The organism is Nocardia sp. NPDC057440, from assembly GCF_042802915.1.
Taxonomy (GTDB): Bacteria; Actinomycetota; Actinomycetes; order Mycobacteriales; family Mycobacteriaceae; genus Nocardia.
In genome coordinates this window covers 179,767-193,963 of the sequence record NZ_JBHVDF010000010.1, presented here as the reverse complement: position 1 = coordinate 193,963, position 14,197 = coordinate 179,767, and the positions used below count along the sequence as shown (strand labels likewise).

The window sequence follows — 14,197 nt, the reverse complement described above, 5'->3', positions numbered from 1 at the left end:
GTCATCGCGGAATGGTGCTCCTCCCGAGGTCGGGTGAACGATTGGCCCAGCGGTCGCCGGCCACGTCACCCATTGCTTGATCGGCCCCGGTCAGCGGAGCGGTCATGGCGCGTGCCGCGCCGACCCGGCCCGCCGCTCTGGCCGCACCGGACGGTACTCCCGCCCCGCCCGCGGGCCCGGAGGCGCGCGGTGCGCCGCCCGGGGCGCCACCGCCGCCGCCACCACCACCGCGCGGCGGGGCTGGACGCGGCCCGCCACCACCACCTCGGGTGGGCGGCGGACTTCCCGCACCGCCGACGTAGCCCGCCGAGCCGGGGGCAGCCGCGCTCTTGACCGCAACGGCCTTGGTGCCCATGGCCCCGAGACCCGCGACGGCGAGCAACGTACCGCCGGTCGCGGTGAGACCGGAACCGCCGCTGCCGACGACCGCGATCGCGGGCGTGACAAGACGCATCAGCGCGGGCAGCACGAACGCGACGCTGCACAACAGCACGATAGCGACCAACATCCGTTGCGCCTGTTCACCTTCGGGCAGTCCGGAGGTGTCGGTCAGCGAGTCCACATGCCCCGCGGTGGTGAACGCGATCATGTAGACGATGGCCGCGACCGGTTTCCACAGCATGAACGCGATGATCCAGCCGACCAGCTTCTGATAGGACGTCTTGCCGACGTTCATGCCGGAAGCCGCTGCGGCCAAAGGCAATACACCCGCAGCGATGATCAGCAGACCTTGCCTGACGATGGCGAGGATGATCTGCGCGAGCGCGCCGAGCAGTCCGACGATCGCGATGATCAGCACCAGGCCCGGTGAAAATGCTTGCAGCTTACTGGTTTTCACCATCAACTCGGCCAGGTCCTTGGCATTGCCGTCGGTCGAGTCGTTGATGATCCACTCGGAGAACTTGTCCGAAGCCTGGGTGCCCGCGACGATCACGGCGCCGAGCATCCAGGAGCTGAACACCACTCGGGCGAACATTCGGAACGATTCGGCCGCTTCGTTCATCACGGCGCCGCGTCTGGCCTCGGCCAATCTGGCGCCGGAGAGAATCACCGAGGCTATCAAGAGCAATATCTGCGCCTGATAGGTGTAATCGTTGATCTTGGTGAACAACGACCCCCCATCGCTGGCCACCTCGTTGGGCACCTTCATCCAGAACGTCAACGCCAGAATGATGGCCTCGCCGAGGCCCTTCATCAGCGAATCGACGACCTTGCCGAAGGTCGAATCCCAGGCCTTGTCCTTGACCGCGTCGGCCGCGCTGCGGGGATGCGAGGCGGCATTGCCCGCCTTGCATGCGGCCGACGCGGCGTCACCGAGCGAGATCCCGGGCAGACCGACGTTGTCGAGCGTGTCGTGCAGTTCGTTGCACGTCTGATCGAAACCGTAGGTCTGGCCGTAGGCCACGGTCGGTGTCGCGATCATCACCGTGAAGATGACCGCGAGAATTGTGACGACACGTCTTACCATTGTGTCCACCCCTCGATGCTTCGCAGGGAATCAATCTGGACTTGCTGTTCGCCGCTCACCGCGGTGAGCTTCCAATCTCCGTCTCGCCACACGACTGCCAGGCGCATGCCCACCCATGTTGGTTGGCCATCAACTGTTTCTCGGGCCTTTCTCGCAAACTGAATGAGCGCGATTTCTTCTGTGTAGCTTTCGATTCGGAAAGCGTCCGAAGCGAACAGCAGTGGTCTCAGCTTCTCCGGCAGTCGATCCGACACCTTTCCCTCGGCGACCAGGCGGTCGTAGTCCGCCAGATACTGCGGTGTGACCTGGACCAGGCGCACCAGCATGTCCCGGTCCCGCGGATTCGCGTTGGTACGCCAGTAGATCTGCTCGGCTGCCAGTGCGGCCCCCTGCGGCGTATGGGCGAATCCGACGGCGGCCTTACCTTCGATGCGTGCGGGACCATCGGACGTCGAGAACCGAACCACGGGGCCGCCGAATACTCGCTGCCACACCCCTTCTCCGGTCGCAGGCTGCGGCGCAGCCGTCAACCAATCAGGTGCGTCAGGCCGCTGCTGCGCGGCCGGATTCTGTTCCAGCGCAACACCTGCCGGGTTGTCCGGGACGTCAAGCCGGCGGCCGAATACATCGACATCGGATGTGCCGAATCCAATCGGCCCGTTCGGATTTCGGACGGGAACACGCTCCGATGTGGTGCCCGTCTTCGACACCTGGTCACCCTCCGCGGCATTGTTGCGCACCGCACCCACGGTCACCACGACCGCGATCAGCACCGCCAGCACCGCGCCGAGACCGACCAGCACCACGGGCGAACGCTGAGGATCCGGCCCGGATCCGGGCCCCGACGTCACCATTTCGTCCACCCCGCCAGCGATTCGATGTATTCGGTCTGCGCGCCGTTGGAGGTGGCGGGCTTGAGCCGCCAGTCCCCCGCGTCCCACACCATCACCAGTCGCAGGGCCGCCCACAGCTGCTTGCCGTCGACAACGGGCCCGCGCGAGGCGAGCCGAATGATGGCAAGGTCGTCGGCATAGTTCTCCACCTTGAACGCATCGGAGGCCACGAAGTACTTGGTCACCTTCTCCGGCTGCTGTTCCGGCAACCGGTCCTGTGCCAAGGCCTTGTCGTAGGCGGCGATCTGCTGGGCCGAGACCCGCACCTGGCGGACGTACAGATCGCGGTCGGCGGGGCGGGCGTTGAGCCGGTAGGTGATCTGCGCCGCGGCGAGCACCGAGCCCTGCGGGGTATGCGAATAGCCAACGGCGAGACCGTCTTCGATGCGTGTGGGTCCGTCGGAGGTGGAGAACGGCACCGAGGCCCCGTACACCCGCTGCCAACCATGTGGCACGGCCGTGCCGATCGGCGCCGCGGTCAGCCAATCCGGGTCCGTGGACTTGCGCTGATCGCTCGGTTCCTGCGGAAGTGGTTGTCCGGCAGGGTTGTTCGGGACATCGACGCGCCTGCCGAAGATATCGATCTCGGGTTCTGCGAATCCCTCGGCACCGGAACCCCCGGACGCGGCCGCCCCACCGCCCGAACTCGAATCATCGCGACCCAGGTATATGACGAGACCGACGATCACGATGAGTGCGAGCACCGCCGCCGATGCGACGGCACCGAAGGAGACGCGATCGCGCGCGTAGGACTCCTTCTCGGTCACGACGCCACCTCGCCGACACTCGGCTCCGTCATGCCCGAGGGTCGCCGCGATGTGATTCGCTCGCTGCGCTCCCTCATGTAGGTGCCTCCAATTTCACGATGTCGGTGGGCAATTCGTCGACCGCCTCGATGGGACGTGCGGTCGATTCCGGGTCGGGCAGTCGTAACCTCCAGTCGTTACCGAACCACTCCACGATGGTGTGGTTCACCGCTCTCGAGTTGTCCGAATATTGGGTGTATACGTCGACGCCGGACTTCTGCTCGGTATATTCGGTGATCGTGTAACCGAGCAGCCGCGGCGCGTATTCGGCCGAGGCGGGCCCGGTAATCGATAACTGCACCCGGTTGACCGACCACTCGTCTCTGGCCCGGCCAGGCACGACTTCCACGGCGACCACTTTCGACCACTGGTTGTCCGCGGCGACCGACAATCGCACTGTGTGGACGATCGCGGCGAGCGCTGCGCCGGGCGGCGAATGCTCGAAACCCGTTGCGGCGCCGTCGGATTCCTTCTTCGGACCTTGGTCCGCGTGTGGCAGTGCCACGCCCTGGAACGGCTGCCAGCGCACGTGCGTTGGCCTCGCGACCAGGTCGGGGCCCGACTCGCCGTCACCGCCGCAGCCGACCGCCGCCATCAGCAACGCGACACCGACCGCACCCGCGGCAGGCACGCGGGTGCCCCGCCGCGGCGTACGGGCGGGGTGCCGAGTCGCGATCTGCCGCGGACGCATCGCTGTGGAGTTCATCGCAGGGCCGTTCCCATCCCCAAACCGGTCGTTCACGTCGGTAGGAAGGCCAGCGCGATCCCGGACGCGGTGCTCGCCACCGATGCGCCGAGCAGGCTCATCAGTACGCCGTGCGAGGCGTCGTTCATCGCGAGATCGCTGCGGAACGCGTTCCACAACCGGCCCGCGGACACGATCATCCACGCGAGGCATACCAGCAGCACGAACCAGAGCAGCCAATTCAGCAGGTGCATCAGGGGTTGCAGCACCTCGGCAGGCATCTGCTTGTAGGCGAGCACCTCGCCTGCCGACATTCGCACGGTAGACATCGCCGACATCAGGTGCCGATGACGGCGTTCATGATGGTGCCGGCGCTGGTGGCGACCACACCGCCGATCATGGCGCCCGCCACCATCTTCGGCGACTCCAGCCCACCGCCGGTCCACTTCTCCCACGCGAACTTGCCGCCCGCGTAGGTGATGCCGCAGATGCCCGACAGGAGGACGAACCAGGTGAGGTACCTGACCAGCTGCAGTATCTTCTCCGAGCCGGGAGGCGCCTCCGGTGTCGGGTTACCGACTTGAGCCAGGACAGTGCCGTACGTGTCCTGCACGGCGAGGAGGATCGTGCTCATCGGGTGCCTTTCTCGAAAAAGTGTGCTGTCAACGGTCCGGTACGGCGCTGAATATCAACATTATTCTGGCCCTTCGTCGAAAGATGAAGCGGCATCCAGGTTTTCGCGCACCACAGCAACGATGTCGGTGCCGAGTTCCCGGACTTCGAGTGGGACCTCCTCGAGCGGGTCGATCTTTCGCTTCTTCTGCGGAAGTGCGTCACCCGGCGCCCACACCGGCAGTTGCTCCGGCTCGACGAGCGTCCACTCCTCGTACCACGGCACGTCCCACACCTGTCCCGCCAGCGATCCGACCACGTCGCGATAGCGCCGGATCTCGGCGGGCAACCGGCCGGGCCGGGCCGCCACCGTGATGAGTCCGAGTACCTCGGCGGCGCCTGCGAACCCCGAATGATGTTGGCGCAGTAAGTCGTGGGCGCGGGTCAGTCCGGCGATGGTCTCTCTGGCGACCAAGACGACGAAGGGCGATTCGCGGTCGAAGACGCCGGGCCAGCGGCGGCCCGAATCCGCCGCGGGCGCAAGCACATGCGCGAGGGTACTGGCTCCAGCACCACCGTGCACACCCAGCAACCACACCAGTGGCGCCCTGCCGATGCCCGGCACCGGACGTTCCCAGATCAGGGCGCGACGCGACTCCGGTGGGGCGACTACGCCGGCTTGCGCGGGCTCGGGCTGACGACGAAGTTTCATAGCGGCGGTCATGATGCCACCCCGGCCAGCAGGCGCGCATACGCCCGGCGCGTCTCCGCGGCCAGCGACGTGTGCCGGACGAGTTCACCGCGGGCCAGGTGCGGGTCGTACGGAATCTCCCTGATGTCACGGACCCAACCGGACAGATGCGAGCGCAAATGGTCGGCAACCCGCGACTCGCCGCCCGGCTGCTGGTGTGAGACAACGATCGTCGTGTCACCGACGATGCCGCTGCCCTGCCCCTGCGCGGAGTCGCCGAACTGGTCGTCGAGCCATTCCAAGGTCACCCGCAGTCGGTTGGCGGCGTCGGCGCGTGCCGGAATGGCAAGTACCAGAGCCACATCCGAGTCGTCGAGCAGCGGCCGCAGCTGACGTCCGGCAATCGGGCTGCCGCCGTCGTAGACGCCGGTGAAGCCTGCGTCGTAGATCGCCCGCGCCACGGTCAGATAGGTGGCCCTGCGACGCAGCGGCGCGGCATCGCGCCACAGCAGTCCGACCCCCGAACTCGCCTGCGACATACACTCCTTCAACGGCGCGGGCTCGTCGTTGCCGCGTCCGTACAACCACGATTGCAGGCTGATCGGGTACAAGTGCTCGTCGGCGCCGCGCAGCGCGAGATCACTGCCCGCCGCTGTCGAATCCACCGCGACCGTGGGGTTGCCCCCCATCGCGAGCTCGCCCGCGATCCCGAGCACCGTCGTTGTCGTCCCCGCCCCGCCGCAGCCGCCGACCACCAGAATCGGCCGCTGTGCGGGTTCCGCTGACTCCGCACCGCTCTCCGCGCGCTTGCCGCGCCGTAACCGCACTACCGGAGCCCTCGTGCGCGCAGGCCGGCTCGCCGATTCGCCCTCTGCGGGCGCCTCGTCGAGCCAGCGGCTCCAGTCCTCTCCCATCGCCTCAGCTCTCCCTTTTATCCGGCCGCGATACCCGTGATGAGGGTGCGGCCGTCGACCACCGCTGTGGTGACCGTCTGCTTGTTGTACGTGGCGGGCACACCGCCGGGCCGATACTCGGTGATCTCCACCGAGTATCGGGTGTCGGTGAGCGTCACGATGCGCACGCAGTGCGTGGTGCCCACCGGGATGGAGTCGATACCGCGCTGGATCACCGACGCGGGCGAGACGGTGGCCTCCGGCGCGACCACTTCCCTGGCCCGTTCACCGGAGCGTTCCACGTAGTAGCCGTACTGGAATGACAGCACCGCATCCGGCCCCGACGCGGTGCCGCCGGATTCGGCGCTGCGCACAACGCGATCGGCACGTTCGGTGGGGCAGGCGCCGGCCGGGCTCGCACCGGTGCCGGGTTGCGGCCGGGTCGCGTAGACCGGCTTTGCGCCGACGTCGTCGACCTGGAGGCTGCCCGCGGCGAAATGCAGGGGCGAGGACGCGGGTCCGGCCGCGCCGTGATCGTCGGAGGAGTTCAGCAGGAACAGCACACCCGCCACGGCCGCACCGAGCAGCACCACCGCGACGACCAGCACCGCGATCACCCTGGCGCGGCGTGCGGCCGGACGATCGCGAGCCTCCTGGCGCAGTGCGCGCGAGGCCGCCGCGGCGGCCCACTGCGCGTGGTCGTCGTCGAATTCGTCCTCCGGCCACGGGAAGCGCACGACGCCACCGTCCAGCGGCGGTGCGTAGTCGTCGTCGGGGCCGGGTGCGCGGCCGGACACCCAGTCCGACCAGCCGCCGATGAATTCGCTACGGCCCGACGGAAGATCGGTCGGCACGTCGGCGCGGGCACGGATCTCGTCGGGATCGTCGTCGAGAATGTAGTGCGGATATCGCGAGGGCCCGTCGTCGTCGAGGACGGCTGCACCCACTTCGTCTGTGTAGGCCGGGGCGGCCGAATCCGTCTCGGGCTCCAGCGGGCCGTACCAGCGCGACAGCTGTTTGTACGACTTCAACATTCCCCCCGTCCCGCGGAGCGAGGCACATGGCGCATCGTCAGACCCTCTCGGCGTTCAGTTCGTGGAGAACGGATAGGTGTTGGCGGTGCCGGGTCGAACGGCGGGGGGCACCGAGGTCTCGCCTCCGGATGAGGCGCCATCGGCTCCCGTCCCAAACGGAAATTGTCCCGTACCGGACGAATTCGGCACAGTCGACGCGCCGGAGCTTTCTCCGAAGAATCCGGTCGGCGGCCTGTCGCTGCCGCCCTGCGGCGTGGCGCCGCTGCCGAACGCGCCTGCGACATCGCGTGCGACCGCGGCGAACCAGTCGGCGACGAACTGCGTCGGCACTTCCCCGTTCGCGGACATCGCCGCGGTGCTGTATCCGGTGTGGCGCTGGACGGTGTCCCAGTACCGCGTCCAGGTGGTGATATTGAGCAACTCGCTGTTGTCGGTGATGTTCTGTACAACCGCGTCGAAGGCCTGCGTGACAAGACGAACGCCGGTGGTGGGCGGAATCAATTGTGGAACGGCGCCGATCAGCTTCGTTCCCAGCAGCAGCAGACCGGACACCGGATCCGACAGTCCCGCGCCGGCGAGCTCACTGATGCTCGCCGGATCGAGGACCGCCCTGACCACAGCGACGACGGAGTTGACACCGATCATGCCGACCTTCAGCACGCCTTGGATCGCACCGGGAATGTCCAGCGGGGTGCGCGGATCGGCGGCGTCGGCCAGCCGCTGGGAGATCGACTTCTGCGGCGAGAGCGACAGATTCGCGATCGAAGCGCCCTGGATGTCCTCGCCCGCGACTGTGGTCGCCGTCTTGATCGAGGTGAACGCCAGCGCCTGCGCGATCGACATCAACGAGGCGATCGGGTCGCCGCCACTGAGCTTGGCCTGCCCGACGACATTGGCGACAGCCTTCAGAATGGGCGCACCCTGCGGTGCGTCGCACGCGAGGTCGCCGGCCGCGCAGAAACTCGCGACGCGGCCGGTCAGTGCGCCGAAATTCGCCGCCCGGTCCCGGTCCGGACCGATACCGCCACCCGCCGCGGGCATGTGGGGCAGCGCGGCGATCGAGGCCAGCTGATCACCGGTGGTGCCAGGCGCGGCATCGGGCGTCGCCTTGCCGGGCGAGCCGGGGAACAGCGGGGCGCCGGGGTTGCGCGTCGGATCGCCGAACAGCGCGACCGCAGCCACCTTCTCGGCAGGCAATACCCCGCGCCCCTGGCCGATCTCCTGCGCGAACATCGATGCGACATGGGCGCCCTGGGAATACCCCACCACCGCGAACCGGGTGTCTCCGCACCGCTCGGCGACCGTCGCGGCCATGCTCCGCAACCTGGTCAGCCCGCCGGCGACGGACTCCGAATACGGCACCGCGCCACCGGCGGTCGCGCCGCCGAATCCGGATTCGTAAGGCACGTAGGCGCGATCGACCAGTCCGGGATCAGGAGCCTTCGCCAGCATCGGCCGGAAGACCGTCGACAGCATCCCGGTGTCGGTGGTCGGTGCCGCGTCGGGCGAGGATTCCCCCGTGCCCTGAATTCCCAACGCGTACAGCGCGGGGCAGCGATCGATCGGCACAGTCGTCGAGGGTCCTGCGGGATCAGACGGCGCCGCGGCCGCCGCGCCGGTCGTAGCGGTCGCCACAGCAACGGTGAACGCGACCAGCATTCCCGAGGTTCGTGCCGAGTACTTTGCCATAGCGATCCGCAATCATCCGTGTTGCCGCAGCCATCCTCAACGCCATGAAACGCACTAAACCGTAACAGAATCCGGCAAACATCGCTGAGCCCGCGAAAAGTTTCCGGGAACCGCCGGACGATCCCGGACACGGCGTGGCGTGGCGTGCCGGACCCGCCGACAACTTTCCGATCATGATCAGTCGAGGGCAATCCGGCGGCGACCCCCGCGGAGTCGAATCGTCAACCCGGACTTCGTATTCCGGCGAGCACCCGGCCCGCGCGAACGCTTGTGCCCGAAAAATAGCCAGGTCACCGGGGCAAACCCGGTGACCTGCAGCGATGTTCAGCTATCTTGACGAATACCGGTCACTCAAGTGGCCGAGGTGACGCGGTAGACGTCGTACACACCTTCCACATTGCGCACCACATTGAGCAGGTGGCCCAGATGCTTCGGATCGCCCATCTCGAAGGTGAACTTGCTGATCGCGACCCGATCGCCGTGCGTCGCCACCGAGGCGGACAGAATGTTCACCTTCTCATCGGCGAGCACCTTGGTCACATCCGACAGCAGACGGGTGCGATCGAGCGCCTCGATCTGGATGGCCACCAAGAACACCGACGACGGCGACGGCGCCCATTCCACGTCGATGATCCGCTCGGCCTGCTCGCGCAGCGAACCGGCATTGGTGCAGTCGGTGCGGTGCACACTGACCGCGCCGCCGCGGGTCACAAACCCCATGATCTCGTCGCCGGGCACCGGAGTGCAGCACTTGGCCAGCTTGGCCACCGTGCCGGGTGCGCCGGGAATCAGCACACCGGCATCGCCGGTAACGCGCTGCCTGCTGGGCGTGGTCGACGGGGTGGAGCGCTCCGCGAGCTCGTTCTCCACGTCGCCGATGCCGCCGAGCTGTGCCATCAGCCGCTGCACGACGTGATGCGCGGACACCTGGTGCTCGCCGACAGCGGTGTAGAGCATCGAGATGTCGGTGTAGTGCAGCTCGTGCGCGACCGCGGTCATCGCGTCCACGCTCATCAACCGCTGCAACGGCAGCCCGACCCGGCGAACTTCCTTGCCGATCTGCTCCTTGCCGCTCTCCAGCGCCTCCTCGCGGCGTTCCTTCGCGAACCACTGCCGAATCTTGGCCTTGGCGCGCGGGGACACCACAAAGTTCTGCCAGTCGCGGCTCGGTCCCGCGTTCTGCGCCTTCGAGGTGAACACCTCGACGACCTCGCCGTTCTCCAGCTGCCGTTCCAGTGCGACGAGCCTGCCGTTCACCCGCGCGCCGATGCACTTGTGCCCGACCTCGGTGTGCACCGCGTACGCGAAATCGACCGGCGTCGACTTCTGCGGCAGCGTGATCACATCACCCTTCGGTGTGAACACGAAGATCTCCGGCGACTTCAGATCGAAGCGCAGCGACTCCAGGAACTCGGCCGGGTCTGCGGCCTCCCGCTGCCAGTCGAGTAGCTGGCGCATCCACGCCATGTCGTCGACCTCGGTGGAGTCGTTGGAGTGTTTACCGCGTGTCTCCTTGTAGCGCCAGTGCGCGGCGATGCCGAACTCGGCGGTACGGTGCATGTCCTGAGTGCGGATCTGCACTTCCAGCGGCTTGCCGTCCGGTCCGACCACCGTAGTGTGCAGCGACTGATAGACGCCGTAGCGCGGCTGGGCGATGTAGTCCTTGAACCGGCCCGCCATCGGCTGCCACAGCGAGTGCACGACGCCGACCGCGGCATAGCAGTCGCGGACCTCGTCGCACAGGATGCGGATACCGACCAGGTCGTGGATGTCGTCGAAGTCCTTACCCTTGACGATCATCTTCTGGTAGATCGACCAGTAGTGCTTGGGCCTGCCCTCGACGATCGCATTGATCCGGGAGGCGGCCAGGGTGTTGACGATCTCCGCGCGCACCCGTGCCAGGTAGGTGTCACGCGAGGGCGCCCGGTCGGCGACCAGTCGCACAATCTCGTCGTACTTCTTCGGGTGCAGGATCGCGAACGCGAGGTCCTCCAGCTCCCACTTGACCGTGGCCATGCCGAGGCGATGTGCCAGCGGCGCGATCACCTCCAGGGTTTCCTTCGCCTTCTTCGCCTGCTTCTCCGGCGGCAGGAAACGCATGGTGCGCATGTTGTGCAGCCGGTCGGCCACCTTGATCACCAGCACACGCGGATCCCGCGCCATCGCGATGATCATCTTGCGGATCGTCTCGGCCTCCGCCGCGGCGCCGAGATTGACCTTGTCCAGCTTGGTGACACCGTCCACCAGATGCGCGACTTCGGTACCGAAATCCGTGGTCAGCTGCTCGAGCGAATACCCGGTGTCCTCGACCGTGTCGTGCAACAGCGCCGCGACCAGCGTGGTCGTGTCCATACCGAGCTCGGCCAGAATGTTGGCGACCGCGAGCGGATGGGTGATATACGGGTCGCCGGACTTGCGGAACTGATGCGCGTGCCGCTCGTCGGCGACATCGAACGCGCGCTGCAGCAGCGTGAGGTTCGCCTTCGGATACAGCTCCCGATGCACGCTGGCCAACGGCTCGAGCACCGGCTTGACCGCCGCGATACCGCGCTGGCCGGTCATCCGCCGGGCCAACCGCGCGCGAACCCGCCGCGACGCCGATGTGGGCACCGCCGCCGACGTTCCCGGCTGCCGCGCGGGAGCCGAATTACCGGCCGCAGGCGGCGCGGCGGGAGTGGCCGGTGTTGCCTTTCCCCCTGGGGCGGACGAGGCACCCTTCGTCGGCGAGGCCACCGCCGATTGCTCGACATTCGCCTCGCCTAGATGCTGAGTCATGCCACCACCTCTCCACGCCGCGGTCGGACCACCCTATCCGACCGCTGCAACCGCCCTCATCAACTGTAGTCCCGCCTCGACTCGTCCGTCCGTTTCGCGATTAGCGGGACAGTTTTCCTGTCACCCGCGGGGACCCGGGCTCGATTCCATCGGATAGCCGTGCGGGCAAATCGGCTGTGTGGGTGGCGCGGAATGCCGAGCGGAACCTCGCGACCTCCGCGGTGACGATCCGACCCGTACAACAGTTCAACCACCCCCGGATAATCCCAGCGTAGGTGGTGCAATCACATCTCCAAGAGCTGGTTGCGCGCCTCGATCGCACCGTATGGCGGCATCTGCACCGTCGGCGCCGACCTCGGTGCTGCTGTGGCATCGGTGCGCCGACATCGCGGTGAGCGGCGGCCGCCGCTTGATCGGATCGTGAGCCGCCTCGAGGGCTAGCGCACTCCTTGCGGCGCGAGGACCTCGACTACCCCGACTTCACCGCGTGGGCGCGCGAGCATGGAGCGCCCGTCGGAGCCAGGGTCGGGTGGCGCGCCGAGCAGGTCGAGCACGGTGGGGGTGATGTCGACCAGCGAGTAGCGGGTGTCGGTGGCGCCTGCTGGGAAATCTGGGCCGCGGGCGATCACGAAATTCGTTGTTTCATCAGGTGATTGGCCACCGTGACCACCCTCCGGCAGGTGCCCGTGGTCGGCGGTGACCAAGATCGTCCACGCCTCGGCCGGCTTCGCCCGCGCCCGCGCGTCGACGGCGGCGGCGATTCGGCCGACCAGCACATCGATGCGTGTGACGGCGTTGAGGTATTCCTGTGACGCGCCGCCGTGGCTATGGCCCGCCCGATCGACCTGATCGAGGTGGGTGAAGAGGAAATCGGGTCCGAAGCGGGTGATGGCGGTGACGACGGCATCGGCGGTGACGACATCGATGGTGGATTCGTCGGCGTCGTTCGGGACGGGTTGGGTGGAAACGACCACGTCGGCGCGCGGGTTGCCGCTCGCGGCCATGGTGGCGATCTGATCCCAGGTGGCGATCGAGTGGGTTTTCAATGCGGGGTTGGCGCGCGCGAGTTGCGTGAACACGGTCGGATACTTCGCGAACGGAGTGGCATCGAATTGGTTGTTCCTGATGCCGTGCTTGCGGTCCCACACTCCGGTCAACACGGTGGCCCACGAGGGGCCGGAGATGGTGATGTGCGGCGCTATGGACGTCCGGCTCAGCGCCCCTTCCGCGCTCAGCTGCAACAGATTCGGCGCCTGCACCTGCTGAATCTTCTTGTACATCAACCCGTCGAGCCCGATCAGCACGACTTTGCGCACGCGACCATCGGCGCGCGCCGTCCCGGCCGGCGTGGCGACCGGCAGGGCCGCGGCCGCCGCGACGGCAACCGCACCCGACAGCAACCGCCTACGGCTCACGGCGCCGCCCCACTGATGCCGACTCGCGCCATGCTCGGGAGGCGGCCTTCCGATGTCGCGTCGGACAACCGCGCGGTGGGGACATTCGGCTCCACAACGCCCCGCGAGCGCCCCGTCCACGACCGGCCCGACGACCGCGCCCCACCGGTGCCCGTGGCCGTCGGCGGCCGACGACACTGGGTCCATGGCCCGCTCGCTGCGTTCGCTCACAGTTCGAACCATGCGGGCCCGCGCGGCCTACCGGAAGGCCGCCGCGCCACTGTTCACAGACGTTTCATCGGTCACGCCACCGCGCGTTGCCTCGCTGAACGACCGCTGAACATTCCAGAGCCGACAGCTATTCCACCTGTTCACAGTGGTTAACCCGGATGAGGTGCGCGGGACACCGATTGACACCCGGCTGGTCATGTGGCTGGCTGACGGATATGCAGTACAGCGGGAATCGCAGCATCCGAGTCGCGGCTGTCGCAGACCTGCACATGCGCGACTCGGTATTCGGGGTGTTCCGTCCCGACTTCACCCGCCTGGCCGAGCGCGCGGATGTGCTGTTGCTGGCCGGCGACCTCACCGAGAGCGGCACCGTTCGCGAAGCCGATCTGCTCTGCGCCGAAATCGCCGCTCTCCCGGTGCCTGTCGTCGCGGTGCTCGGCAACCACGACCACGACCACAAGCTGGGCTACCGCATCGCCGCGATGCTCACCGCCGCCGGCATCCACCTGCTCGACGGCGACGCTGTCACCCTGGACCTGGCGGGCTCTCGACTCGGCATCGCCGGGGTGATGGGCGGCAGCGGCGGATTCCCCCGCTACCCCGGCACACCCGACGAAGGCACTCTCGAACACCAAGCCCGCATGCGCCGCGGCCCCCTCGACGCTCTCCGCCTGCGCCAGGCACTCGACACCCTCACCTGCGAAACCCGAATCGCTCTCATGCATTTCGCCCCCGTCATCGACACCCTGGTCGGCGAGCCACGAAAGATCTACCCGGGCCTCGGCTGCCACGATCTGGCCGAAGCCGTAGACGCGGGACGCGCCGTCCTGGCGATCCACGGCCATGCGCACGGCGGCACCGAATTCGGCCGCACCGCAGGCGGTGTCCCGGTCCGTAACGTCTCCTACCCCGTCATCGGCCGCAGCTACGTCGTCTACGACGTCGCGCCGACGTAGCGGCCGATTCCGGCAACCGACCCGACGGGCAACAGCGCGCCGGTCGGCGTATCCCAGCGAAGCGAGTCAG

At 67.4% G+C, this 14,197-nt stretch carries 13 protein-coding genes; 1 reads left to right on the top strand and 12 read right to left on the bottom strand.

What is annotated here, in order from left to right:
* Window position 1: 1 nt before the first annotated feature.
* The 12 genes from ACFU4Z_RS21925 to ACFU4Z_RS21870 all read right to left on the bottom strand — a co-directional run bounded on the left by ACFU4Z_RS21925 (window position 2) and on the right by ACFU4Z_RS21870 (window position 12,961).
* Entirely contained in the window at window positions 2-1,468 is a 1,467-nt protein-coding gene (locus ACFU4Z_RS21925; RefSeq protein WP_379065981.1) for a hypothetical protein, read from the bottom strand.
* Complete coding sequence (locus tag ACFU4Z_RS21920; protein ID WP_379065775.1) at window positions 1,462-2,274, bottom strand: hypothetical protein; 813 nt, start codon at window positions 2,272-2,274, stop codon at window positions 1,462-1,464. Before ACFU4Z_RS21920 ends, ACFU4Z_RS21925 begins: the two co-directional genes overlap by 7 nt.
* A gap of 41 nt (window positions 2,275-2,315) precedes the next feature.
* Window positions 2,316-3,128: a hypothetical protein gene (locus tag ACFU4Z_RS21915; protein WP_379065773.1), complete on the bottom strand. Its 813-nt coding sequence runs from the start codon at window positions 3,126-3,128 to the stop codon at window positions 2,316-2,318.
* Window positions 3,129-3,201: 73 nt separating this feature from the next.
* Window positions 3,202-3,873 carry a hypothetical protein gene (locus tag ACFU4Z_RS21910; RefSeq protein WP_379065771.1) on the bottom strand — a complete coding sequence of 224 codons (672 nt, stop codon included), beginning with the start codon at window positions 3,871-3,873 and terminating at the stop codon, window positions 3,202-3,204.
* A gap of 32 nt (window positions 3,874-3,905) precedes the next feature.
* Window positions 3,906-4,181: a hypothetical protein gene (locus ACFU4Z_RS21905; protein WP_379065769.1), complete on the bottom strand. Its 276-nt coding sequence runs from the start codon at window positions 4,179-4,181 to the stop codon at window positions 3,906-3,908.
* A gap of 8 nt (window positions 4,182-4,189) precedes the next feature.
* On the bottom strand, window positions 4,190-4,486 hold the full coding sequence (locus ACFU4Z_RS21900; protein WP_014351788.1) for a hypothetical protein: 297 nt from the start codon (window positions 4,484-4,486) through the stop codon (window positions 4,190-4,192).
* A gap of 60 nt (window positions 4,487-4,546) precedes the next feature.
* The gene (locus ACFU4Z_RS21895; RefSeq protein ID WP_379065767.1) at window positions 4,547-5,188 is read right to left on the bottom strand and encodes a DUF6668 family protein; all 642 of its coding nucleotides are present in this window, start codon (window positions 5,186-5,188) and stop codon (window positions 4,547-4,549) included.
* Window positions 5,185-6,069 carry a MinD/ParA family protein gene (locus ACFU4Z_RS21890; RefSeq protein ID WP_379065765.1) on the bottom strand — a complete coding sequence of 295 codons (885 nt, stop codon included), beginning with the start codon at window positions 6,067-6,069 and terminating at the stop codon, window positions 5,185-5,187. The genes ACFU4Z_RS21895 and ACFU4Z_RS21890 overlap by 4 nt, the downstream gene beginning before the upstream one ends.
* Window positions 6,070-6,086: 17 nt before the next feature.
* A complete protein-coding gene (locus ACFU4Z_RS21885) occupies window positions 6,087-7,082 on the bottom strand; it encodes a hypothetical protein (protein ID WP_379065763.1) in 996 nt (331 codons plus the stop codon).
* A gap of 54 nt (window positions 7,083-7,136) precedes the next feature.
* Window positions 7,137-8,771 (bottom strand): cutinase family protein, encoded by a 1,635-nt coding sequence (locus tag ACFU4Z_RS21880; protein WP_379065761.1) that lies wholly within the window; start codon window positions 8,769-8,771, stop codon window positions 7,137-7,139.
* A 351-nt stretch (window positions 8,772-9,122) separates the two neighbouring features.
* Window positions 9,123-11,546, bottom strand: coding sequence for a RelA/SpoT family protein (locus ACFU4Z_RS21875; protein WP_379065759.1), 2,424 nt, complete (start codon window positions 11,544-11,546; stop codon window positions 9,123-9,125).
* A 437-nt stretch (window positions 11,547-11,983) separates the two neighbouring features.
* Window positions 11,984-12,961, bottom strand: coding sequence for an alkaline phosphatase family protein (locus ACFU4Z_RS21870; protein WP_379065757.1), 978 nt, complete (start codon window positions 12,959-12,961; stop codon window positions 11,984-11,986).
* A 425-nt stretch (window positions 12,962-13,386) separates the two neighbouring features.
* Between ACFU4Z_RS21870 and ACFU4Z_RS21865 the strand changes: the two genes are divergently transcribed.
* Entirely contained in the window at window positions 13,387-14,127 is a 741-nt protein-coding gene (locus ACFU4Z_RS21865) for a metallophosphoesterase (protein ID WP_379065755.1), read from the top strand.
* The last annotated feature ends 70 nt before the right edge of the window (window positions 14,128-14,197 follow it).

Coding starts and splice junctions, on each gene's coding strand:
- ACFU4Z_RS21925 (WP_379065981.1), bottom strand. CDS start 1,468: ATGGTAAGACGTGTCGTCACAATTCTCGCGGTCATCTTCACGGTGATG.
- ACFU4Z_RS21910 (WP_379065771.1), bottom strand. CDS start 3,873: ATGAACTCCACAGCGATGCGTCCGCGGCAGATCGCGACTCGGCACCCC.
- ACFU4Z_RS21905 (WP_379065769.1), bottom strand. CDS start 4,181: ATGTCTACCGTGCGAATGTCGGCAGGCGAGGTGCTCGCCTACAAGCAG.
- ACFU4Z_RS21900 (WP_014351788.1), bottom strand. CDS start 4,486: ATGAGCACGATCCTCCTCGCCGTGCAGGACACGTACGGCACTGTCCTG.
- ACFU4Z_RS21895 (WP_379065767.1), bottom strand. CDS start 5,188: ATGACCGCCGCTATGAAACTTCGTCGTCAGCCCGAGCCCGCGCAAGCC.
- ACFU4Z_RS21890 (WP_379065765.1), bottom strand. CDS start 6,069: ATGGGAGAGGACTGGAGCCGCTGGCTCGACGAGGCGCCCGCAGAGGGC.
- ACFU4Z_RS21885 (WP_379065763.1), bottom strand. CDS start 7,082: ATGTTGAAGTCGTACAAACAGCTGTCGCGCTGGTACGGCCCGCTGGAG.
- ACFU4Z_RS21880 (WP_379065761.1), bottom strand. CDS start 8,771: ATGGCAAAGTACTCGGCACGAACCTCGGGAATGCTGGTCGCGTTCACC.
- ACFU4Z_RS21875 (WP_379065759.1), bottom strand. CDS start 11,546: ATGACTCAGCATCTAGGCGAGGCGAATGTCGAGCAATCGGCGGTGGCC.
- ACFU4Z_RS21865 (WP_379065755.1), top strand. CDS start 13,387: ATGCAGTACAGCGGGAATCGCAGCATCCGAGTCGCGGCTGTCGCAGAC.